At 37.8% G+C, this 25181-nt stretch carries 13 protein-coding genes and 5 pseudogenes; 2 read left to right on the forward strand and 16 right to left on the reverse strand.

Annotation, left to right across the window (positions count from 1 at the left end; translation table 11 throughout):
• The first annotated feature begins 80 nt into the window (after nucleotides 1-80).
• Nucleotides 81-437 carry a diacylglycerol kinase family protein gene (locus H3Z85_21740; protein QPQ51796.1) on the forward strand — a complete coding sequence of 119 codons (357 nt, stop codon included), beginning with the start codon at nucleotides 81-83 and terminating at the stop codon, nucleotides 435-437.
• A gap of 137 nt (nucleotides 438-574) precedes the next feature.
• On the opposite strand, the gene H3Z85_21745 is transcribed toward H3Z85_21740, so the two are convergent.
• The 7 genes and pseudogenes from H3Z85_21745 to H3Z85_21775 all read right to left on the reverse strand — a co-directional run bounded on the left by H3Z85_21745 (nucleotide 575) and on the right by H3Z85_21775 (nucleotide 9284).
• Nucleotides 575-1033 carry an AraC family transcriptional regulator gene (locus H3Z85_21745; protein ID QPQ51797.1) on the reverse strand — a complete coding sequence of 153 codons (459 nt, stop codon included), beginning with the start codon at nucleotides 1031-1033 and terminating at the stop codon, nucleotides 575-577.
• A gap of 273 nt (nucleotides 1034-1306) precedes the next feature.
• Complete coding sequence (locus H3Z85_21750) at nucleotides 1307-1639, reverse strand: gamma-glutamylcyclotransferase (GenBank protein ID QPQ51798.1); 333 nt, start codon at nucleotides 1637-1639, stop codon at nucleotides 1307-1309.
• Nucleotides 1639-2269, reverse strand: a pseudogene (locus H3Z85_21755) (SGNH/GDSL hydrolase family protein). Before H3Z85_21755 ends, H3Z85_21750 begins: the two are co-directional and overlap by 1 nt.
• Nucleotides 2270-2529: 260 nt before the next feature.
• The gene (locus H3Z85_21760) at nucleotides 2530-2943 is read right to left on the reverse strand and encodes a ribonuclease inhibitor (protein ID QPQ51799.1); all 414 of its coding nucleotides are present in this window, start codon (nucleotides 2941-2943) and stop codon (nucleotides 2530-2532) included.
• Nucleotides 2924-6620: pseudogene (locus H3Z85_21765) on the reverse strand (phosphoribosylformylglycinamidine synthase). The gene H3Z85_21760 and the pseudogene H3Z85_21765 overlap by 20 nt, the downstream one beginning before the upstream one ends.
• Nucleotides 6621-6842: 222 nt before the next feature.
• The gene (locus H3Z85_21770; protein QPQ51800.1) at nucleotides 6843-7808 is read right to left on the reverse strand and encodes a WG repeat-containing protein; all 966 of its coding nucleotides are present in this window, start codon (nucleotides 7806-7808) and stop codon (nucleotides 6843-6845) included.
• Between the two features lie 47 nt (nucleotides 7809-7855).
• Nucleotides 7856-9284 (reverse strand): annotated as a pseudogene (locus H3Z85_21775) (adenylosuccinate lyase).
• A gap of 144 nt (nucleotides 9285-9428) precedes the next feature.
• Between H3Z85_21775 and H3Z85_21780 the strand changes: the two are divergent.
• Nucleotides 9429-9617 carry a hypothetical protein gene (locus H3Z85_21780; protein QPQ51801.1) on the forward strand — a complete coding sequence of 63 codons (189 nt, stop codon included), beginning with the start codon at nucleotides 9429-9431 and terminating at the stop codon, nucleotides 9615-9617.
• A gap of 611 nt (nucleotides 9618-10228) precedes the next feature.
• On the opposite strand, the gene H3Z85_21785 is transcribed toward H3Z85_21780, so the two are convergent.
• The 9 genes and pseudogenes from H3Z85_21785 to H3Z85_21825 all read right to left on the reverse strand — a co-directional run bounded on the left by H3Z85_21785 (nucleotide 10229) and on the right by H3Z85_21825 (nucleotide 25136).
• A complete protein-coding gene (locus H3Z85_21785; protein QPQ51802.1) occupies nucleotides 10229-10690 on the reverse strand; it encodes a hypothetical protein in 462 nt (153 codons plus the stop codon).
• Between the two features lie 17 nt (nucleotides 10691-10707).
• Nucleotides 10708-14424 carry an RHS repeat-associated core domain-containing protein gene (locus tag H3Z85_21790; protein ID QPQ51803.1) on the reverse strand — a complete coding sequence of 1239 codons (3717 nt, stop codon included), beginning with the start codon at nucleotides 14422-14424 and terminating at the stop codon, nucleotides 10708-10710.
• An 8-nt stretch (nucleotides 14425-14432) separates the two neighbouring features.
• Nucleotides 14433-17516, reverse strand: a complete 3084-nt coding sequence (locus H3Z85_21795) for an RHS repeat protein (protein QPQ51804.1) — start codon at nucleotides 17514-17516, stop codon at nucleotides 14433-14435.
• Nucleotides 17517-17518: 2 nt separating this feature from the next.
• Nucleotides 17519-19125: pseudogene (locus H3Z85_21800) on the reverse strand (T9SS type A sorting domain-containing protein).
• Between the two features lie 201 nt (nucleotides 19126-19326).
• Nucleotides 19327-19738: pseudogene (locus tag H3Z85_21805) on the reverse strand (hypothetical protein).
• A gap of 192 nt (nucleotides 19739-19930) precedes the next feature.
• Nucleotides 19931-20320 (reverse strand): hypothetical protein, encoded by a 390-nt coding sequence (locus H3Z85_21810; GenBank protein QPQ51805.1) that lies wholly within the window; start codon nucleotides 20318-20320, stop codon nucleotides 19931-19933.
• A 96-nt stretch (nucleotides 20321-20416) separates the two neighbouring features.
• On the reverse strand, nucleotides 20417-22600 hold the full coding sequence (gene bglX, locus H3Z85_21815) for a beta-glucosidase BglX (protein QPQ51806.1): 2184 nt from the start codon (nucleotides 22598-22600) through the stop codon (nucleotides 20417-20419).
• A gap of 334 nt (nucleotides 22601-22934) precedes the next feature.
• Entirely contained in the window at nucleotides 22935-23636 is a 702-nt protein-coding gene (locus H3Z85_21820; GenBank protein ID QPQ51807.1) for a prolyl oligopeptidase family serine peptidase, read from the reverse strand.
• A 108-nt stretch (nucleotides 23637-23744) separates the two neighbouring features.
• Nucleotides 23745-25136, reverse strand: coding sequence for a beta-glucosidase (locus tag H3Z85_21825; protein ID QPQ51808.1), 1392 nt, complete (start codon nucleotides 25134-25136; stop codon nucleotides 23745-23747).
• Nucleotides 25137-25181: the final 45 nt, after the last annotated feature.

Below are 25181 nucleotides of genomic sequence, written 5' to 3' on the forward strand. Positions count from 1 at the left end.
ACATTCAGTGATCATCTGAAATTTAGGGAATACTATCTTACAATCAAAATACAAAACCTATCTTTGTTAAAAATAAAAAAATGCAAAAACCTCCTCTTCATAAAAGTTTTCTGAATGCTTTCCGGGGAGTTTTTTTTATGCTGAAGACGGAGAGAAATTTTCAAATTGAGCTTCTGGCTTTTTTGGTAAATCTGTTTTTAATTTTTTATTTACAACTTTCCGGTATTGATGCTGCTCTGATCCTTTTTGTTTCTTTTGCCGTTTTAAGTGCGGAAATTTTTAATACATCCATTGAAAAGATCTGTGATTTCATACAGCCTGATTTTGATAAAAGAATCGGTTTTATTAAGGATATTGCAGCCGCCGGAGTGGTACTTATGACTACTGCTTCCATTATTGTGGGAATTCTTGTGTACTGGAAATACATTTTTAACTGAATAATAACAACATAGGTCGGGGGCAGTTTTAAAACCATTCACCCGATCTAAAATTCTATGGTTTCCCCCTCCAAGGGAAGGGGAATTTCACACCTTCAATTCAAAAAAATTATGAGGGTAAAGTTTTTCCGGAAAGCTTATTTCACGGCAATGAAAATATCTACTTCTGCATCTGATGGATTTTGTGCTTTTTCTCCATAAACTTCAAAATCAGCTGTAAATGCTCTATCCATATCCATTTCCCAGATTTTTAACCATTCGTTGATCACCAGATCTTTTGCTAGGTCTCCCTTTGTGGTAAACTTTATATAATCTCCGCCATCAAAAGATTTCCCTACCATTCCTTCAGGGATATGATCGAGGTTTTCTACCTTACATCCGAGAATGGTTGTATAAGGTTTTGTATGATCTTTTTCATAATCCGTGTAGATGGAATATATCGTATTATCAGTTTTATTGGGAATACGATTCAGAATATCCTCATTCATCAAATTTTCCCACAATACAGGAATATCTTTTGCGGCCTGATTATTTTCATTTGTAGTTCTTACTGAGATTCCAATGACCTTAAAAGGTTCCATTTTTACGTTATTCATTTCTTTTAGTATTGTTGCAGGACAAAGATAAATACAACTTGTGACAGCTGTTTGTCAGGAGAGATTTCATGATCAATAATAAATAATGACAGATGCATGAAAACGGTCGGTCACAAAATATATTTACCCAAACACAGATTGTATAGATTTCGGGAACACGTGGCGTTTTTATGTTTTGGCTAAAGCCAATGGATGGGTATTTAAATGTTAAACGGCCTAAAGCCCGTTTCTATTGATATAAAGATTCTGTCTGCTAAATTATATCGAGCGATCTTATTTTCCTACATAAATAAAACCGTTTTTCCCTGATGTAAATAAGGTTTCGATTCTTTTATAATCATCCACTTCGTATTCATCTGCCTGCAGGATTTCATCTTCTGTCACTTCGAAAAGTATTCCTTCCACCTGATCTTCGCTACTTCCTGAAAACTGCAGTACCGGATGGTATTTTTGCCCGCTTTTCCGGAGGACTTCAGGATCCGTAATTTCAATCATATCGAGTTGATAGCCTAAAAGCGTGTCTTTTTCACCTTGTAAAATCCGTCCGAAAGTTTCAAGCTGCACCTGCTCTTTCTGCAGGGTTCCGTAAGAGAATAAATAAGGCATTACAAATATTTTTCAATGACAGGTATTGCAATTTCAGCCATCATTCCATAGCCTTTTTCGTTAGGATGTACTCCGTCGGCAGAAAGTAAAATTTCTTTATCTTCAAAAAAAACGCTGTGAAAATCAATATATCCAAGAGAATGGTCTGAAGCGAGTTCTTTGAGAATCCGGTTATAAGCAAGAACTTCGTCATTGGTCCTGAATTTTCCCGAGCTTACTACTACTCCATCTATTTTCTGAGACACCGGAAGAATGCTTACCAGATAAATATCTTTTGAAAATTCTTTTGATTGCTGAATAGCAGCTTCCATATTCTTTTTAAAATCTTCAGGAGAGACAATGTACGATCCTTCTTTTACGGCAAGATCATTAGCGCCGTAAGCGAGAAAAATAAGATTTCCGTCAGCGGAATTACGGGCATTCAATTCATGAGGTAAGCGCTTCATCAATCCTTCGGTACTTTCACCACCGATTCCAAGATTGAAAAGTATTAATTCGTCTCCATTTCCTTCGTGAAATTTTTTGAAGGGCATATCTTTTCAGGATGTCTACCCAGCCTCCAAACACGCCATCATATTCTCCGTAAGTAATACTGTCTCCAAAGAACAGTCCATATACTATTTTCTTCATTTTGCTAATTCTTTTCTTTTTGGTTTTTACTTCTGTTTTAAAGCTTTTAAAATATGATTAAAAGTAAGGTAAATTCTTTCAAATCTGTTTAATTTGTGAGTGTTTTTTTAACGCAAAGATGGTTTGCCTTATGAATATTTTTTAGGAAGCGAAGATGAATCAACAAGTTGATTTGATCACATGAATGGAAAACTTTGAAAAAATGTTGAAAAAGGTCTCTGTTTTAATGGAACTTCTTTGAAACTGTTACTTACTGCTTATCAGCTCAACGTCAAACTAATATTAGTGTGTGATTCTATGATCTCAACCAGAATATCAAACAAAGTTGGTCCTTTTCCGGAAATCAAATCATCAAGTTTCTGCTGAATCAGTTTTATATTGAAAGGCTTTCCCTGTTTGATTTTATTTTCGTAGAATTCCCGGGTAGCGATAAAGCCGAGCTCTTGTTTTGACTTTTCTGATTCTTTCCAGAGGATTTCAATTTCTTCATGGTTTTCAAATACTCCGAAACCGCCGTACAGAATATCATCAAAGCCATCGAGTGTACCCACATTCCAGTCTGTACCTTTCATCAGGACTTTGGAGACTTCTTCGTAGAAACCTCCTAAAGACGAAAAATGACCGCCATGGATGACGATCATTTTTCTTGTATTTTTATTTGAAGTATTCAACACCGTTTTTGAATATATTGTGATAATTCGCGGTTGGTATATTTTTCATGAGACCTTCAGCAAAACGTTCAGGGTGTCCCATTCTTCCGTAGATCTTTCCACACGGGCTGGTAACTCCTTCGATTCCGAACAATGAATTATTAGGATTGAAAGGCATTCCGTGGGCAATGTTTCCATCAAGGTCTATGTACTGGGTAGCAATCTGTCCGTTTTCATACAGTTTCTTGATTTCTTCTTCTGAAGCCATGAAACGGCCTTCGCCATGAGAAATCGGGATGGTGAAAACCTGACCCTTCATTCCTGTTAACCATGGACTTTCGTCATTGACTACTTGTACGTTTACCATCTGAGAAATATGTCTTCTGATAGCATTGTGGGCCAATGTAGGAGAGTTTTCATCCAGATCTTTGATTCTTCCGTATGGTAGCAATCCTGACTTCACCAGCGCCTGGAAACCGTTACAGATTCCGATAATCATTCCGTCCCTGTCCAGTAACTCATGAACGGCATTTTTCATTTTCTCATTTTTCAAAACGTTTACGATGAATTTTGCAGAACCATCCGGCTCGTCACCGGCAGAGAAACCTCCTGAGAATGCAAGAATCTGAGAGGTTCTGATCTCTTCCACCCATGCATCAATGCTTTCATCAAGCAATTGGTGATTGATATTGATTAAAGGCAGGCTGCTTACCACAGCTCCTTCTTTCTGGAATGCATTTAATGTATCGTACTCACAGTTGGTTCCAGGGAAAACCGGAGCAAATACTTTCGGTTGTGCAATTCCGTGTTTTTTAATGATAATATTTCTTGGGTTGACAGAGTTTGATTTCTCATCAATTTCAACCGTGATCTTTTCTTTTTCTACTGTTGGGAAAAGGTTTTCAAATGTATTGGTGTATGCAGCTAAGAGCTCCGTGATACGGGTTTCCAGATTGTTAATCTTTAAAACTCCTGAATCTTTTACTTCCCCGATTAACTGTAGAGATGTGTTGCTGAGCTCTTCTTGGGATTCGATGATTAAGCTTCCGATATTTTTAGCTAACAAAGTCTTTTCATCAGCATTTATTTCTGCTCCTAATCTGTTTCCGAAGCTCATTTTTGCCACAGCCACTGCTACTCCACCTTCTTTAACTGTTTTTACAGAAACAATTTTTCCTGCTTTAATGTTTTCAAAAATCAATTCGAAGACTTCTTTTAAAGCGTTATAGTTTGGAAGTCCGTTTTCCTGTGCCCCATGATTGAAGAAATACAATTTATTTCCCGCATTTTTAAATTCCGGAGAGATAATATTTTCTTTTTCGCCGTTGGCACAAGCAAAAGAGATCAATGTTGGCGGTACATTAAGATCCTGATAGGTTCCACTCATGGAATCTTTTCCTCCGATAGCTGCCAGTCCAAGGTTGATCTGAGCATCATAAGCACCTAATAAAGAAGCAAGAGGTTTACCCCATTTTTCCGGAGCCTGTCCTAGTTTTTCGAAATATTCCTGGAAGCTTAGCCTGATATTTTTGTAATCACCTCCCATAGCCACAATCTTTGCAACACTTTCCACTACGGCATATGAAGCCCCCAACAGTGAGTTTTGCTTTGAAATTCCGGCATCAAATCCCCAGCTTGCCAAAGAAACGGTTTTAATATCTTTAGCTCCAAAGATCGGTAATGTCTGAACACTTCCTTCCATAAGGGTCTGCTGATATTTTCCACCCAGAGGCATTGCCACTGTCGTTCCTCCTACGGAAGAGTCGAACATCTCCAGTAATCCTTTCTGCGAGGCTACGTTTTTATCTTTTAAAATATTCAGGAAGTTTTCTTCCGTGAATGCTTTGGTTTCTTCTTTTACTTCTTCGAGGTGATTGATTTTTACGTCCTGAGATTTTGAACATCCGTTGGTATCAAGGAATGCCCTTGAAAGGTCAACGATCTTGTCACCTTTTCCAGAACATCTGCATTCTTCCTGAATCTGTTACTTTTGCTACTTCAACAGCAACAATGTTTTCAGCTTCACAGAATTTGATGAACTTTTCTTTATCTTCAGGATCTACCACCACAGCCATTCTTTCCTGAGATTCTGAAATAGCGAGTTCGGTTCCGTTTAATCCTTCGTATTTTAAAGGCAGTACGTCAAGGTTTACTTCAAGAGAGTCTGCAATTTCACCGATGGCCACGGAAACACCTCCTGCTCCGAAGTCGTTTGATTTTTTGATCAGCTTCGTTACTTCAGGGTTTCTGAATAGTCTCTGGATTTTACGTTCTTCAACAGCATTTCCCTTCTGAACTTCTGAACTCATCGTATGAATAGAGGTTTCATCCTGTTCTTTTGAACTTCCGCTTGCTCCTCCTACTCCGTCACGACCGGTTGCTCCACCTAAAATAATGATAGAATCGCCGTTTTCAGGTTTTTCACGTCTTACCCAATCTACAGGAACAGCCCCGGTAACGAAACCAACTTCCATTCTTTTGGCTTTATACCCTTCGTCATAAATCTCAGATACCATTGTTGTTGCGAGACCAATCTGGTTACCATAAGATGAATATCCGTTAGCAGCCTGTTTTGTAATGGTTTTTTGCGGCAATTTTCCCGGTAATGTTTTGTCTACTGATTCTAAAACATCAGCAGCACCCGTTAATCTCATCGCCTGGAACACAAAAGATCTTCCGGACAAAGGGTCTCTGATGGCTCCACCGAGACAAGTGGATGCACCTCCGAAAGGTTCAATTTCTGTCGGGTGGTTGTGCGTTTCATTTTTGAATAATAAATACCATGGTTCTTTTTTACCATCATATTCCGCTTCAATCCGGATAGTACATGCATTGATCTCATCGGAAATCACCAGATTATCCAGGTTTCCTGTTTTATGGAAATATTTTCCGCATACTGTTGCCAGGTCCATTAAAGAGATCGGCTTCAGCTCGCGGCCTAAGAATTTTCTTTTTTCGATATAATCATTGAAAATAGTTTCCAATGTATGTTTGAACTGACCTTCAAACTGGATATCTGACAATTCTGTTTCAAACGTCGTGTGGCGGCAGTGGTCACTCCAATATGTGTCTAAAACTTTCAATTCAGTTTCCGTAGGGTTTCTTTGTTCTGTTTTGAAATATTCCTGAATGAATTTTAAATCATCCAGTCCAAGTGCAAAACCATGGGTATTAAAGAAATTTTCAAGTTCAGCATCATTAAAATTGATAAAGTTTTCGTGAACGATTACTTTTGAAGGGATTTCATCGGCAGGAATATCCAGGATGGAAAGGTCTTTTTCCTGAGATTCCACTTTATTGATCAGAAGGTCTTTGATTTTCACCAGGTCAGCTTCGGAAACTCCCTCAAATTCGATCAATGTACCACTTCTTACTTTTGATTTTTCATTTTCTGTTAACAGGGCAATACATTGCTGTGCAGAATCTGCTCTCTGATCGTACTGACCAGGTAAAAACTCCATTGCAAAGTGGATGTTTTTTGCAGGATTTTCTGCGTGCAGGATGTCGGTAACAGGGTCTACAAAAGTATTGTTCACCACTTTTTCAAATTCTCCGTCATTCAAATTGAAAATGTCGTACACATTGTAGACTTTTACCCTTTGAATTCCCGGAACAACCGCTTTTACTTCATCAAAAATTTTTGGACTTTCAACATCGAAAATTCCTCTTTTTTCTACGAAAATTCTTTTGTTTTTAGACATTAGATGTCAGATTTTATTTAATATTAGATTTATTTCTCTTTTTTACTTGGTTTAAGTGTGAGCCTTTCTCTTCAGAGAGAGACCAACTTAAATATCTTTTGCCTCATTTGCGCTGGAAGCGTTTTCAGCATTTATCATCCAACGATTCTTACAGTGTACAAATTTAAAAGAATATGTGTTATCTTTCAATTTTACGTGCACCAATTACCAATATTATCCTAATTACTGAATAAATTTATTGGGATTATCGGGATGTTCTTTTTGATATTGCTCTGTTTGCATTATTTCTTCCTTCAGCCAGCTTTCAAAAGGAAACATTTTACGTTCATAATTTAGAATATAAACATTTTTTCCGTCCTCTGATACAAAGAACTTTAAATCATCAAACGATCCCAGATTACTTTTTTCATAATTATATGTATTGATCTGGTAATAGGGAAAGTTTTCTTTTGGTCTTTCTACAATTTCAAAAAGAAGTTTTTTATCCTTTTCAGACATTTTGCTATATACATTTACATAATAAATTCCTGAAATTGTTTTATTGTGTTGTTCAAAAAACTGAAGGATATTTTTTTCTTTTTCGTTATATTGAAAAGGATCAGGATAATATTTCCCGTCAATCTTCACATCGTTTTCCTTTGGATCAGCAAGGGGCTGAACTTTTTGTCCTTTTGTATTCATCACTCCCCATGTTCCACCTACCATTGCTTTATGTTCATCATCTGTTTTTTCCCAATCACATCCGTCACAAAATACGGCATAACCATAATTGAAAGAGCTCGCAAAATCATGTTCAGGGGCAATGACTGTTTTCCCATTCCGGTCAGCAAAGCCTATTTTACCTTTTTTAACAAATCTTCTCAGTCCTTCGGAGAAATAATCCGGGCCATTATCATATAAGAATGGGGTATACAGAAAGTTTCCTTTTCTGTCATATACGTATCCCCAGCTATTTTTCTGAAGTTTTTCCCCTTCTTTAGTTCCGTCAAAAAAAATGGTTTCTTCTTCTACAGGATCACCATCTTTAAGGTAACCGAAGATTTTAAACTGTGCAGGAATGATAATTTTACCTGCTTTATCTTTTACTCCAACCAGAGAGTCTTTGTTTTTAAAATAATGCAATCCTTCTTTTTGCTGGGCAAAAGAAATAATGGGGATCAATGAAATGGTTAATAGTAGTTTTTTCATAGTAATAGGTTGGAAAAAATATGCAGCCCAAAAGGGCTGCACCATGTTTATACTTTAAGATCAGCTTCCAATCCTATTAAGTCTTTATTCTGATCCAGAATCGGCTGTACTTCATTTTTAATGAATTCTTCCGTCTGAATCGGTGCAAACCCGATAAAGTTCTTAGGATCTAAAACTTCTTTTAATTTTGATTTGTCTAATTTTAAGGAATCGTCATTTAAGATTCTCTCAATAAGATCATTTTCCTTACCTTCTACTTTCACTTTTTTGGAAGCTTCCATAGAATGGACCCTGATCACCTCATGGATTTCCTGACGGTCACCACCGGCCTTCACTTCTTCCATAATGATGTATTCCGTTGCCATGAAAGGAAGCTCTTCCATAATGTGCTTGTTGATTCTGTTCGGATAAACTACGATTCCGTTCATGATATTATTCCAGATCAACAGAATTGCATCAACAGCTAAAAACGCCTGAGGAATTGTTAATCTCTTATTGGCAGAATCATCCAGTGTTCTTTCGAACCATTGTGTGGAAGCTACCATTGCAGAACTCGTCGTCAATGACATTACATATTTTGCCAATGCCCCGATTCTTTCACTTCTCATTGGATTACGTTTGTAAGCCATGGCAGAAGAGCCAATCTGGTTTTTCTCGAATGGTTCTTCAATTTCTTTAAGATTTTGAAGCAAACGTAAATCGTTGGTGAATTTATGGGCAGACTGAGCGATATTTCCTAATAAGGCAACAACTTTAGCATCAATTTTTCTGTCGTACGTCTGTCCTGAAACTCCAAAAAACTTTTTCGAAACCGAATCTTTTTGAAAGTTCTTTATCCAGATGTTTTACTTTCGAATAATCGCCATTGAAAAGCTCAAGGAAACTTGCAGCAGTTCCTGTTGTTCCTTTTACTCCTCTGAAACGAAGGGTTTCCAGGAAGAAATCCAATTCTTCAATATCAAGAACCAAACTTTGTAACCAAAGAGTTGCTCTTTTTCCAACTGTTGTCAACTGAGCCGGCTGGAAGTGTGTAAATCCTAAGGTCGGAAGATCTTTGTACTGAATAGCAAAGTCAGAAAGACCTTTCATAACGTTCACTAACTTCTTCTTCAAGATTAAGAGTCCGTCACGGATCTGGATTAAGTCTGTATTGTCTCCTACAAAAGCTGAAGTTGCTCCTAAGTGGATAATTCCTTTTGCTGAAGGCGCCACATCACCGTACGTGTGAACGTGAGCCATTACATCATGACGGAATTTCTTTTCATACTCTGCTGCTTTCTCATAATCGATATTTTCAGCATTAGCTTTTAACTCAGCGATCTGCTCGTCTGTAATTTCAAGTCCAAGGTCTTTTTCGATTTCAGCAAGAGCTATCCAAAGTTTTCTCCAATTCTGGAATTTGTTATTATGTGAGAAGTTAAATAACATTTCTTCACTGGAGTAGCGCTCTTCCAATGGATTTTTGTAGGAATTCATTCGTTCTTTTACTTTTTAGATGTACAAAAATACGGTTTTTCAGTGAGAGATGAAAATGCTGTTTTTATGATTTTTGAACCTTAAGTATTTATCTTTTCTACTGAGATCAGTTTCTCCTTTATAGCTTAACATTGAATAGACAGCATGGCAAAAGCCACCACTGTTCCTGGTATAGCAATACAACTTCCAAGTATATTTAACATCAAAATAATAAGTTTATCACTCATATTTTTAAAAAATGTGATGATTGCAGGAATCAAAAAAATATTCGAAACCATTAACAGAGCAGATAAATTCATTTCTCCTTCAAAAGGGGAAGATCCTTTTTTATGACATAGATATTCAGAGAGAATATAATCAGGTTAAGAATGATGATTATAACAGCTAGTGTACGATTTATTCCGGATCGCACAAATATTGTATAAGGGAGTACAAAATAACGAATAAATATTTTATTGCTAATACTTCCTATTGTACTATTCTAAACATTATGAATGTGCATCTGTAGTCTTGTATATTGAATTTCAGGTATGAATCGACCTTGCATACGAAAGGCTATCTCACTTCTGAAACAGCCTTTTTGTATTGGATAAATCTATTATTTAGATGTATGTTAATCAATAAGTCCACATTGTGATCCTACCGGAATACATTTTTTCATAAATGAACACCAGAAGTACCCCGGCAAACACATTGGGATGCCTCCCACAACTGTTTTCAATTCTTTTTTTGATAATTTTCTTAGATTTTTCATAGTTCTATTTTTTTGGTTGTTCCTACTTTGTATGCTTTTCGGATTCTGCTTTGATTTGTAGATCTAAGATACATATTTTCCACATAACAAAATATAAATCAATCATTTAATATCATTTATTAAGTAATTTATTTTTTTCAAATTATATTTCAAAAAATGAAAAGAGACTGTCTATAAGACAGCCTCTCCCTTAGTATATGCTTTTTTCAAAAATAATTCTCCCAAAAGAAACCTGCACCAGGAATTGAATCCAGTTTTTGTTTAATGGGGGATTTTTTTCAATCCATTTTTTCAATTCATCATTAGTTTTTAAAGTACTGTCTGTAACAGGAACGTTAGCGTATAATCTGTTATTATGAACATTACTATTCAAGTAAATCACTAAATACTTTTTATTGACTTTCTTTTCAGCAACTGAATATGATAAGTTTCCTATATCACAATTCGATTCATAGCTTTTACCATTTAAATCAAAGGTATAAATAAACTTAAATCCTGTTCCTCTGCCATATCCTTTAACTTTCTGTATTGTTCCGGTCGTATACAAGCCGTCTTGTTTATATGAGTTTTTAAACTTTTGCAAGAATAAATGATCATAGAAAATGATAGCTCCTATTATAATGACAATAATATAAATATAATATTTTTTCAAAAAAATGATCATGTCAATTACTTTTGTTTTTTCTGAATTTCTGATGCATTTGCTCCCGCAAGTCCATACATTGTTGTCCCAATAAGGAAATTGTTTACTCCAACTACCGTTTTATCGAGACCTTTCGCTCCTGTAGCTGTTGCTCCATTTACTTTCCCTAATCCTTTGCTTATAAAAGCAAATCCAATATTAGAAGCAGCTTCTTCAGGTGCCATTCCACCACCATTGAAGACTGTTCTGAATGCCGGCTGACCTTTTCTGAGTTTGGACCATGAAAGTTCACTAACCCCTCCCAGAATTTCTCCTGTACCGTAGGCTCCAAAAGTATCTCCAACAACACTCATTAAATTAACGTCTCCTGTCCCTACATATTGAGTTGCCCCACTTAAAACAGCTTTCCCAAGCAACGTCTTGGCTGATCCCCCTGAAACAAGATATGGTGAACCTTCCAATAATAAAGGAAATGCTACAAAGGCTGCCATAAATGTACCAAATTGGTCAACAGGTTTCATATCTGTATAGTGGTCAGCATCTTTAAAAGCTTTTCCATCAACCGTATAATTTCCGTCTTCTCCTAAAACGACCTTCTGTTCTACTCCGGTATCCACTCCGTTTCTTGCCAGGGTTGTTGTATAGCTACTATTATCATCTCCTCTTCCATTTGCGTAAGACACAAATCCAGCATCTTTAGCTTCCTGCTCTGAATTAATATCACTTCTATATTCCCAATTGCTATGGCCTGTCCTTCTTACCCAATCATTGACTCCTCTTCCATCAGGATCAATAAACCTTATCGGGTTGTTGACAGCATAATTGTATACAGAATGCCTGCGATACTGCTCAGCTAGTGGATCTGTCACACCCCATCTTCCGATATCAGGCATATAGAATCTTGCGCCATAGTCATACATTCCGCTGTTTTGTAGTTCTTTCCCGTTGTATTTGTAATTCTTATAACTCGCCTCGCCATAGAATGAATTACCCGTCTTCAGGTGGTTCATCCCGAATGGATAATAATCATTGGCATCGGTGATGTCCAAAGCTCCAGCACTGTTTCTTGTAAAACTTATCCGCACATTCCCTAAATGATCTTTGTACTGATAAATATACTGATCTTTAGTGTAATCATAAAATCCTTCTGCGGTTGGGAAAAAGATCAATCCCTGAGTCCTAAAGATTTTAGCAGTCTGATTTCCTCCTCCTACTTTACCATCGGAATCAGGGAATAACTCCATTTCAGGTCTTTCAAGAGTAAAGGCCTGCTGTTCCTGGGCATGTTTCAGCTTCTCGGTATGCATACGTAAGGATTCAACCGGGCCACCCGGAGTGCCCCCTCCGTTTTCCATCTGCTCTCTGAAATACTGGAAGCCATCAAGATAATCTGAAATAGAATTCACCGTGTAACAATTGATAATTCCACACTCAAACCTGGGAATAATCTTCTGGAGTTTTACGCCATCCCCACGGAATAAATAATTATTCGTTGCCAATGACCCTAAATCCCCATATTCTATCCTGCTCGGCAGATTCAGGTAATTGTACTTAATGTTACTGATATTCTTATCAGGCATCTTCCACATATTCCCGTTCAGATCATATTCGATCGTCCCGTTTCCTCCTTCATAACCGGAAGGGTTATTCATATGGTCTTTGATATTGGAAACCTGGTTGCCCTTCGTATAGGTATACTCCAGGTTATCAATAGCAGTGGCAGTGGTATTGTTGTTTTCAATAGCGGTGGTTCTGTAAAGACCGGTAATATTCCCATTCAGGTCATAGGCTAATGATTCTGTATGTTCTTTGCTATATGAATTATTGGGATTCTGATAATATCCTGCCGTCAGCCGGTTCAAAGCATCATACGCATAGCCATATCTTTTAGGAGTTAAAGAGGGATTGGCTCCCAGAGATTCTACGGCTCTCCAGTCTACTTCTGCTATATTACCATTGTACCTGGCTTTTACATCTTTTCCGGGAAACAACGCGGTATCAGGATTGGTAATCCCGTCTTTCTGGGTGTATTTGATTTTGTAGGAAAATAGTTTACCTCCCAAATCTGAGGCTCCCATCTGGTCTTTATTGATATCGGTCATCCAGCCTCTGATGTTATAGGCATAATCGATACTCTGAAGGTTGTTCCCTACTTTTTTATTGGAAAGCTGGGATAATTCATTGTATGTATTTTGTGCCAGCAACTGCTCCGGTTTGCTGTCTACCTGGTGCCAGTGTTCCTTCAACCTGTTTTGGGAATCATACACAAAACGCTCAGAGATCGTTACACCTGCTTCGGTAGCTAATCTTAAGTGACGGGTCACAGTTTTCTTTGGGGCTCCGGAGAAATCAAGCTGGGATTCTACACGGGTATACCCGCCTAAATGGTTAATGGAATGGGTACCCACTATTCGGCCTTTGGTATCGTAATAGGTATAGGTCTTGGTCCAGTTATCATCTTCAATATTTTTCACTACTCCTAGCAATGGAAGCCCTTTTAAGCTGCGACCTTCTGATGAAGGTGTTTCTGTTAGGGTTGGTTCTCCTAAAATACTTGCAGGAAAGGCAGGGTTGAAGGTATAACCAGGATAAGTATCGTAATAATTGATACTGGTGAGCTTAAAATTCGTGGTAGGGTAAGCACCGGTATTGGTGTAAAAGACATCCATCCCGCTGTTATTCCAGCTGGAAGTGCTTCTGGTTTCTGTATTGGCACCTGCTCCTTCTACCGCTGCCACCTGTTGTACTCTCCCGGGAGGACTATCCAGAATACCGGTATAAATTGGACGTGATAGCTGGTCATATTTGGTAAACATCCATTTCCCCTGGGAACGGAGATTGGCATCCTGGGTTAGGACAAGACGGTCGGCCTTATCATACACCATATATTCCCAGCCTTTACCGGGAAGTCTTTTCTCAACCATCCTGCCCTTGCCGTCATAACGGTACTGGTAGCAAAAATTGTTCAGTAATTCATCATTAATAGGCTTGTGAACAGCATTGGGGGAAAGTACAAATGCCAGTTGATTGTATTCATTATACACATAATAGGTATCTGCATGAACGCTGGTGCTCAGAACTTTTCTCACCAGTAAAACCTGCCCTTGCCCATTTTTAAATTCTATCGTTTCATTACCGTCTTCATCTTTTATCGTATTCTTATACAGCTGATTCGCTCCATAGGTGGTGTTGGGTGCCAAACTCAGAACACTTTTGGTTGCTCCGTTTTCCCAGGTTGTAGAGGTAACATATTGATATACCTCTCCGGCTACATTGGCTGCATACCCGAAGCTGACAGGTTTAGCACTCCAGTCATTGCCCACCTGGATCTGCTGCTGAATACGGTCTAAGGGTGAATTTTCCAGGATCTTCTCGGAAAAAATCTTTTCACTGCCATAGATAGAAGGTGCATTCCCTAGCGGAGATGTATAAATAGCTCCGTTCTGAGTCCCGGATTGCGGCACAGGAAGGTAATCTTTAACCTGTCTGCCAAAAGCATCATATTCAATATGGCTTACCACATCTTTACCTTGTGGGGAACCTTTGATATTAATCGTTTGCTTGGCTCGACCCAAACCGTCAAAATACTGAACCGTTTCGGATGACTTGGTAGCCTGGGTGCCCGTATAATCTAAATACGTTTTGGTTTGAACGTAATTTTCTGTATTGGGAAGTGGAGTAACCTGGGCTTTGATATGGCCTGTTACCAGAAGTACTCCTATTGGGATTATTAGTTTTTTCATGGATAGTCTTAGTTTTTATAGTTGTACTTCATCTCTTTCAGAACCTGACCGTTGGCATCTACAACCTTTTCAAGGCGACCGGCTGAATCATATTTGTAACTTTCCCGGATCCCAGAAGGTGGGGTGATGCTGCGAACCCCGATCAAGGGATCATAGGTATACGTGGTCATCTGATATGCTGGATAACTATCCCTGAAAGTTTTTAAGGCACCCAATAATGCCAATTCATCGTTATTAGGCACAGCGGCAGCATCTACATCAGAAGCGTTGACGATCAATGTAATAGCTGATTGCGAAATATCTGATAGTTTTGCATTTTCAATTTTTGCAATAGGTTGGGTATTATTATATCCCCAGATAACAACGGTAGAAACTCCGTCTTTCGTGGTATATTGTTTCACATTCCCATTAACAGGATCATACTGATCATACGTAACTTCGGTAGTAGGAGAAGCATTCTGCAGGTCAAAAGATCTAGCCGATAATGGCAATACAAGATTCCCGGATTGAGAGGTTGGTACCGAAGATGGATAAAGCGTTTCAACTCTCGATAAGGTTTTATTAGCACCATTCGTAGTTTGGGATGTGATTGTTTCCAAAGGAATACCTACCATATTTTTACTGATCATCAGCTGGTTCCCTTTTTCGTGGGCGTAACTGTAATCAGTCTGATTATTAATACCATCAGGAGAAATATTTTTTTGCGTTAATAACTGATGGTGATTAGTTGTACCATAGATATACTGTGTAGATGATGTTACAGGATTATTATTAAAATATTCAATATTTGTAGTTGATATGAGAGGGGTATGATGTGAGTAAATGGTATGTGCCGACATTTTAGAAACAACATGCATCTGTGCAATCATATCATACATTGCCATATTAACAGGCTTTCCATAAACATCTGCTATATAACTGATGGATCGTATTTTATCTGTTAATCTTGAAGGATTTGTATTATAGTTATATACGATTTCTTTCAATAGATTTTTATTACTGTCATAATATCTTTCACTCAAAGGTTTGCCTCTTTCAACTTCTAAATTATTATAGGCAAGTTTATCAAGAGCATTTTTCACAATACTTATATTAGCTGGCTCAAACGTATTTACATATCCAATATTTCCCTGGATAAGCTGATAATTATTTGATTTTAAATCTTTAAATCCATTATCCTGGTTAGAGAAAGTATGTTCAGTAACAGCTCCATTCTCCGATCTTTCATATACTTTAGAATAAGTAACATAATTACCATTAGTATAATTTAACGGAATATAAGATGATGAGGACAATTTCCAGAATTCTAAGTTTCCATTGTTTATATTCGCTTCGTCAAAATAATTTGGCATTCCTCCAAGAACTCCTGACGATGTAGTGGAACCATTGAGATAATCGTCTACATAAAAAAATGATTTACTATAAGTATTTACCAGATCATTGGTGAACATTTTTTTAACTCTTGCTCCACCTGCTATTTTGTTTCCGGTAGCATTTACATCAAACCCACTGATTGTTTTATTTAACAGTTTAGAATAATTATGAGGTTCATATTCAATTAAAGTATATCCTTTGGTTGGATATATGATTTTCTGCAACAATTCAGCAGTACCATAGGTAAAGTCCGGCTCCCTGTATTGAGGATATGTGAGCATCTGAGCTTTTGAATAGGTATAATTAGTCTGCGGAACAGTTGTTTCAAAGTTTTTGTTGTTATAATTTCCCCAGTGATCTGTTTTATTGACATTAAACTCAGGTAATCTTAAAGGGTTATACTCGAAAGAATATTGTTGTTTTGTCTGTTGACTTTTACCAATAGATACATTTAATAATCTCAATCTATAATTCGCAGTGTTTTCATAATTGAATGCTACCGCATTCGTTCGGACATTATTTGCTTTGACTACAATACTATCCAGCTTATACCAATGTTTTCTGTTATTATAATTACCTGGGTAATGAATCATCTCATAATTAGTATTAAGCTGTCCCCATGGTACAGATTGTGTATCATAATCCAATGCATTAGAATATGATTTATAAAAACTAATTTCGTTGTTATCAAATTTTATTTTACTCAAATATTTATAGAAACTTCTATCAAGGGTCAATAAATTGAAATTTCCTGAAGTATTGCTTTGAGATACAGAAGATGATTGGGTCTTATATGTAGAGTAATATGCCGAACTATGAACCACATAGGTTGCTCTGTTATCAAAAGCATATTCAAAAGTCATATTTTTTCCGTTAGCATATTCTATTTTGGTCAGATACCAGCTTTTCACATACATTGCCGGATTATATGCTGTGTCTACAGTTTCTATCCCATTAATTTCAAGTGCATTCGGATCTTTTCCGAAGGTATATTTCGTACCATTCTGATCTGTTAAAACAAATCCGTAAATAATTCTTTTAAGAAACCAGTCTACCTGGTTGGTAGGCCCTCCATTTTCGCGGAAAGTAAAGTCATACTTCAACTCCTCTTTAACATCTATATCTAAATTCTGATTGGCTTTTACAACCCATTTCCCTTCATGGTTTTTAAAAAAGCTTCCGTTTAAACCATTTACATTGAATGCAAATTCGTCCGGTGATGGAAAAGCTTCATTATGTGTTGGGAAAAGCGGTGTCATAAATTGATAATATTGAGTCATCTTTGCATCACTAAACCAGTCAGGAGTATTCAGTCTTGTATAATGATCATAATAGGAAAATACTGTTGGATCGGTAAAACCATTTAAGTAGCATTCATCAATCCCTCCGTTAACCAATCTGGTAATGGCTCCTCCCACTGAAAGATTCCACCCCAATCCTACCCAGGAAGTCTGAAAATCAGGTTTTACAGAGGAAATATTGTAATTCAAACTGATATCTGCATCGTTTCCATAATTGTTATTTGAAAATAACGGGATTCCGATATTAGGCTGACCTGTTGAAAGGTTCATGGGAAACATTCCAAAGGAACCTAACGCAGAGACATTAGGGCTTGACGGGTAATATCTTGGAACAAAAGCATTTCCCTGAACAACCTGAGCGTTGACCCATAAGAAAGCATTTAGTATTAGTGTAAATAAAACTATTTTTTTCATCATCTTTACTTTTTAATCAGTTTGGCATTAGCAGTTTTGTTGGTATCCGTTTTTATGGTAATCAGGTAAGCTCCCTGGATCAAAGCCTGGGTATCTATCTTGGTGACCCGGTTCTTGGTCTTTAGATACTGAAGCTGCCTGCCACTCATATCATACAACAGAATTTCTGCTTCCTTAAAGTCGAAACCAATTTCTACATACGCATAATCAGTAACAGGGTTAGGATAGATCTTCATGTCATACTTTGCAATAAGCTGATCCACCTGCTTATCTCCCAACTTTACGATCTTCCAGTTTTCCTTGCCTAATTCTTTGGCACTTGTCCCGGCCAAAACTATAGAACCATCTTTATTGAGCTTAAGATCAGATAATCTTTCTTCTTTTTGTCGGGATTCCCCACTCACGTATTTTCGCCATTGTTCATTGCCATTCTGGTCCAGATACAGCATCCAGAATGTTTCATCGTCTTTTTCTATTCTACCCTCGGCCTGAGTGTAACCGCCCAACAAAATTCCTTTTGAACTTTGCTCATCACCTGAATAAATGACACTCGTGCTCATCAGCACATCACGGTTTTTAAAATTGTAGGATTTCTGCCATTGCTCCTCTCCTCTATCGTTTAACGAAATCAGCCAAAGATCGGTACCTTCTTCAACTCCTACACTTTTGTTTCCCGACCTTTCCGATCTGGATTCGCCTCCGATAAGGTAACCTGATGAGCTTAATGAGAGTGTTCTTAAGTGATCATCTCCTTTCCCTCCATAATTCTTCTCCCATTCCACTTTGCCGTTTTTATCCAGTTTCACAATCCAGTAATCCCCTTCTCCAAAGTTGCTGCTGGATTTTGCCATCTGGTTAATAGCTACAGGAGATTGATTTCTGGAGGATATAGGGTCTTTACCATTCGTTGCTGAAGGCTTATTGTTATTCGTAGTAGCTCCGCTTCGGGAATAAATCCCCAATAAGGCGCCACCATCTTTCGTGGGAATCATTTTCTCCAATTCATCCAATCCTTTACCGCCTAAGATTAATTGGGAAAGCTCTTTCCCGTCTTTATCCAGTCGTGTGATAAAGACATCTTTGGAACCGTAACCCTTCGAAGAATTTTGGATATTCCCGGCTACAAAGAATCCCAGATCAGTGGTTTGAATCACCGCGCGGGCCTCTTCATCGGAAGTACTGCCCAAAGTCTTTTGCCATAATTCATCGCCCGATTCATTGATTCTGATCAGCCAGATATCGGAACCTCCTTTCAGATCATCTTTTTGTCTAAGCCTTTCCCGGAATAGGAAGTACCGGCCAGTAAAAAACCACCCTCCTGGGTGCTGACTGTAGATGATAAATAGTCGTGGTTTTGACCGGAAAAGTATTTTTCCCAAACCTGTTCGCCTTGCTGGTTGAGTTTCACCAAATGGAAATCGTAGCCGTTGTTTTGTTGTTTGTTGCTCTGAATTGAGCTTCCGGTGATCAGGTATTGCTGATCAATCGTAGTGGTAACCTGGCTTAAGAAATCCTGGGTACTGGATTTAATGTCTTTTTGCCAAACCACTTCCTGAGCAGACAGTACTGATGCAGCACATAAGAGTAATGCGCTCATGTAGAGTTTTTTCATTCTCAAGTAATTTGTCGAGTTAGTATTAGTTTTCGTTTTCACAAATTTAACTTTTTTTATTACATACCAACCGTATATTATAATTTACTTTGAATATTGCTAACGTTTTACTTTTTTTGATAACAAAAACACAATTACAACAGATCAACAAAAAGACCACTCTTCCGAATGGTCTTTTTGTTGATTGTTAAATAACTTATTTTATTGATAGATGACAATATCATCTTTTTTAATCTGATAGCTTTTTTTTATAAGGAACTAAAATGTAAGTTTCTTTGATGTGACTTCCGCTTTTCCAGATTTTAGCCTTCCCTTCCTTATCAAGAATAATACTCTTTGCCATTCCGTCCGGAATGAAAACTTCAGCCCGTTTCATATCTTTACTAAAAATTACCGCTGTCATTGAAGAAGAGCTTTTATCCGGGCTCACTTCTTTTAATTTGATTTTCTGCTCAAAAACTCTCACACAATTATTTCTGATTTGTGAATAGGTATAACCTGCAGAGCCTTTACAGCCATGAACATCTCTATCACCTCCGAGGACAGGAGCAGCCTGTTGGGCAATAGCTAAAGAACCCAGGAACATCGCGCAAAATAAAATTGTTTTTTTCATATTTAAATTATTAAGGTTTTCAGTGGAGTATAAGTATTTTGGAATAAAGATATTAATTTCATTCCTAGTTTACAAAAAACATGACTTTCAGGGAAGCTGAACCTCAGGGCTAGCGTAAGATTTTAAAAATCCCTCATTGCGCACAAAAAAGGCCACTCTTCCGGGTGGCCTCTGTTTTTTTGAAAATTGATATTACTGGTAAATGACTACGTTATCCTTTTTAAGCTGATAGCCGCTTTTTTTGAAAGGAACCAATACATAACCATCTTTTTTCCATGCCTTAGCTTTTCCTGCTCTGTTTAGAATTACGCTTCCGCCTTCCGCATCTTTCACGAAAACTTCAGCTTTTTTCATGTCTTTGCTGAAGATAACGGCAGCCATATAGTCTCCATTAGTAGCAACTTCTTTTAACTTTATTTTCTGTTCAAAAGTTCTTACACAGTCTTTTTTAATCTGCGAATACGTATACCCTGCTGAACCAATACATCCGTGTGCATCTTTATCACCACCTAATACCGGCGTTTTTTGTGCAAATACTAAAGTCCCAAGGAACATTGCGCTAAGTAAAATTGTTTTTCTCATGTTGTTTTGTATTATTTTAATAACTGCTGATGTATTATTAAAAATCGTGCCAAAGCAACATAAAACACATTTCTGTGAATAACTTTGTTTCAGAATCTACTTTGTCCAGGTGATTTTGGAGTGTTTAACATCATCAGAATTGGTACCGATCATGATATCAAACTCACCTGATTCCCAGTCAAATTTCAAATCTCCATTATAGAATTTTAGGTTTTCAGGCGTAATATCAAAAGTTACTTTTTTAGATTCTCCCTTCTTTAAAAATATTTTCTGGAATCCTTTTAATTCTTTTACGGGTCTTGTAATCGTTCCTACAAGGTCCCTGATATACAACTGTACGACTTCAGCTCCGTCATAGTTCCCGTTATTAGTCAATGTTACCGATGCCTGGATGGTTTGATTTCCTTTTGGATTTGTATTCGAAACCGTCATGTCCGAATAATTGAATTTGGTATAACTCAGTCCATACCCGAATGGATACAACGGTGTATTACACTCATCCATATAATTGGAACGGAATCTCTGATATTCGCACTTATCTACCAGTTTCTGATCCAGCGGACGGCCTGTATTTTTTGCATTATAATAAATAGGAACCTGTCCAAGGCTTCTTGGGAAAGTCATCGGAAGCTTTCCTGATGGGTTTACTTTTCCAAAGAGAACGTCTGAGATTGCATTTCCGGCTTCAGAACCCGGGAACCAGGCATTTACAATCGCGTCAGGTGTATCTTTCACATTTGTTAATGCTAGCGGACGGCCTGTGAAAAGTACCATAGCTATTGGTTTTCCTGTTTTCTTCAGTTCATTCAGCAAATCAACCTGGGATTGCGGAATGGTAATTTCACTTCTTGAAGAGGATTCTCCGCTCATCTCTGCAGATTCTCCGATTGCCAGAACAATAACGTCAGCTTTATTGGCTACCTCAACGGCTTCTTTTAATAATTCTTCTTTTGAGCGGTTATCTCTATCTGTTTTTTTACCATGGGCAGCGTAGATTTCTTCTAATTTTGCATCATAGTCGATATTGGCTCCTTTTGCAGAGATGAATTTAACTTCTTTGCCATAATTAGCCTGTAGTCCTTGCATTAAATTCACAGAAACCGCGTGCTTGGTAGCAACACTCCAGGTTCCGCCCATATTCATTGAATTGTTTACCAAGGGGCCGATTACAGCAACTGTTCCGGATTTTTTTAATGGTAGCACCTGGTTTTCATTTTTCATCAAGACCATAGATTGCGCTGCCACATTTCTGGCTATATTGCGGTTTTCCATATTATAAACCTCTTTGGCAGCCAGCTTTGCATCTCCATGTTTATATGGATTATCAAATAAACCTAAATCATATTTTGCCTCAAGAATTCTTCTTGTCGCCATATCGATTTCAGCTTGCGTAACTTTTCCTTCAGATAAAGATTTTTTTAATGTGGTTAAAAAGCCTTCACCTACCATATCCATATCAATTCCTGCTTTTAAAGCCAATGCAGATACTTGCTGAATATCTCCCATTCCATGGTCAACCATTTCATTGATCCCGGTATAGTCGGTTACCACAAAGCCTTTAAATTTCCACTGATTTCTCAGTACTTCAGTCTGAAGCCATCTGTTTCCTGTTGCAGGAACACCGTCCACTTCGTTAAAAGAAGCCATAACGGAAGCTACTCCTGCATCAACTGCAGCTTTATAAGGGGGAAAATACTCGTTGAACATTCTTATATGACTCATGTCCACGGTATTATAATCTTTCCCGGATTCCCCGGCACCGTATAAGGCAAAATGCTTTACACAAGCCAGAATATTTGTTCCGTTGGCCAAATCTTTCCCCTGGTATCCATACACCATATTTTTAGCGATCTCGCTCCCCAGATACGGGTCTTCACCTGAACCTTCGGAAACTCTTCCCCATCGTGGTTCACGGGAAATATCAACCATCGGCGAGAAAGTCCAGTTGATTCCGTCAGATGCCGCTTCTCTCGCTGCTACTTTTGCTGACTGCTGAACCAGATTCATATCCCACGAAGAGGCTAATCCCAAAGGAATCGGGAAAGTAGTTTCATATCCGTGAATAACATCCATTCCGAAAATCATGGGGATTTTAAGACGGCTTTTTTCAACGGCTACTTTCTGAACGGCTTTGATTTTGTCTGCTCCTTTAATATTGAACAATCCGCCTACCAATCCTTGCTCTACTTTCTTTCCAATATCTGAGCTTTGGGCCATTCCTGTAGTAAAATCTCCGGAAGTCGGCAGGTTGAGCTGTCCGATCTTTTCGTCTAGTGTCATTTTAGATAAAAGATTATCTACAAAAGCTTTCTTTTTGCCTGATATTGGGCTGTCTGATAAGACTGTACGGGTTTATCTACCATTTCCTGAGCGGAAAATACCGGTGACAGGGCTAAGGCAGCGAGTACGATTAGTTTTTTCATAAATCTAACTTCTTATTGTTCTATTTTAATCAACGCCATAGCGTTATTTATTTCTAATGAGTATCTATTTGACTTATTTATTATTGTCTCCAAAAAAGACAATATTCAAAAGTAAGGAAAATAATTTTTATTCTTCCACAATTCAGGATATTGATTTTCCGGATTGAAGGACCATTAATTTTTCTTAATGACTATTTCTTTTTCGAAAGCATCCATTCATAAAGCTTAGGATCTGAATATGCAGAATCCCAGGAATTATGGTTATCATTCGGGAAAATAGTCAATTCTGCATCAGGATTAACAGGATGGAGTTTCTGATAAAATTTAAAAGCATTTTCCGGTAATACAATATCATCCATCCCTCCATGGTACATTTTAATATTCAAATTTTTATATTGTTGAATATTAGCGGTCATCACCTGATCGGTTGGTGCACAAACGGATGCTACGGCAGCAAACATTTCCGGATGTTCCATGGCAAGCTTCAAAGTGCCCCAGCCTCCCATGGATAGGCCTGTAAGGTATATCCTGGAAGCATCAATTTTATATTTTTTCTGAATTTCTTTAATTAAATTATATACAGTAACCGTATCCCACCAGGTATCTGCAGGGCATTGCGGAGCAAGTATTGCTACGGGTTCTTTTATCAGGCTTTTATAGGTAAAGGGACTGTGTGCTTTTACCAGATCCAGGTTGTTGCCTCGTTCTCCCGACCCGTGCAAAAAAACGATCAAAGGAACATTTGTTTTGGTTTTTTGAGGATAATCGAGAATGTAGGACATTTTTTCGGTCCTTTTTATTTCTTTATTGAGCTCAGCTTTTATTTCCTGTCCATTTAATTGTAATGAAATTGGCAGCAGTAAAAATGAGATATATTTTAATTTAAATTTCATACTGTATTTAGGTTTTGGCTAAAGCCATTGAATATTTTATAATGTAATTAAACGGGTTAAGCCGGTTTCTATTGAATGTGATCTGTTTTTAAAGACTATCCCGACCTTCTATTTGATTCCGTATTTAGAGGATTGGAAACTTAATTTTTTCAATCCCTGCTGAATTTCCGGGGCATTCATAAATAGTTTCCAAAGAAATCCTGTTCTGTAATTTTCAATCATCGGCGCTATGGTTCCCTGATCGATAGCCAGATATCTTGGGGTAAACCAATTGTTGTAATGGATGGAAGTAGCGTCATAAGGTCCCGCAGTGCCTATAAATTCCGGTTTTTGAGTATAGATAAACCGTAAGAAATCCATAGATTCTTTAGGAGTATAAGGGAAACTGCTTAAGGCGGCAGTAGGTGTTATCACTCCGTTATCATTAGCAGGCATGTGAGCTGTATATCCTGTGCTTCCGTCGTTATTTCTGGTATACCCTGCCGTTAATCCCCAGTAATTTTTCCCGTAGCCTTTCCATTGTTTTGGATTTTCAACACAATATTTATAATCGATAAGGGTTTGATTTTTATTGACATCAAAGTAGTTGTTAACCAATTTATCTGAAAGTCCTGTCGGATCAAGTCCGATATATGAATATTGAGCCCAGAATAAGGGTCCCCCATATTCTTCGGCATAATTGTGTTTAACGTATAAAGGCAGTCCGTATTTCTTTTTGTCTGTAAGATAGCTTCCGTTTCTCGTCCATCCTTTATAATAGGTTTCCGCATCGATAGGATATGTTGGTGAGGATGCTGCCATGATATAGGTGATCAAGCATTCGTTGTAGCCTTCAAGCGGAAAATTCATTTCCCACTGGTATTCAGGCGACCAATGCCAGTACAGTACTTTTTCACCACCTTTGGTGTACCAGTTCCATTGAATACCTTTCCATAGCATATCACATTTACTGGCCAATACCTGTTCATCGGGACTTCCATTTTTAAAATATTCACGAACCATGAGAATTCCTGAAGCCAGGAATGCTGTTTCCACCAAATCGCCTCCGTTATCCTTTTTACCAAAGGGGACTGTTTTTCCGGTTTCACCGTTAATCCAGTGTGACCAGGCTCCTTTATACCGATCTGCCTTTGCCAGAAAACTCATGATGTGGGAAAGTCTCCTTACAGCTTCCTCTCTTGAAATAAATCCCCGGTCTACCCCCACAAGAATTGTTGCCAATCCAAATCCGGAACCTCCGGTAGTGATCACATGTTTATCATTATCGGGATACACATTATCTTCATGATAACGTTCCCGCCCCATAAAAGAGTTTGGCTCAGCATAATCCCAGAAATACTTCAAAGCATCTTTCTGCACTTTGTCCATAAGCTGTTCGTCTGTCATTGAACTTTTAATGGTTGTATTTTGAGCTGTTTCGTGATTGGCTAATTGGTTATTTTTACAGGAATAGGTAAAAAATAAAGCTGTTACGGCGATGGAGAAAAGGGTCTTTTTCATCGGTACAATTGTTTACAGGTTTATAAAAGTAGAGGAGAATTTTCA

Origin of the sequence: Chryseobacterium indologenes (assembly GCA_016025055.1) — a bacterium.
GTDB classification, from domain to species: domain Bacteria; phylum Bacteroidota; class Bacteroidia; order Flavobacteriales; family Weeksellaceae; genus Chryseobacterium; species Chryseobacterium indologenes.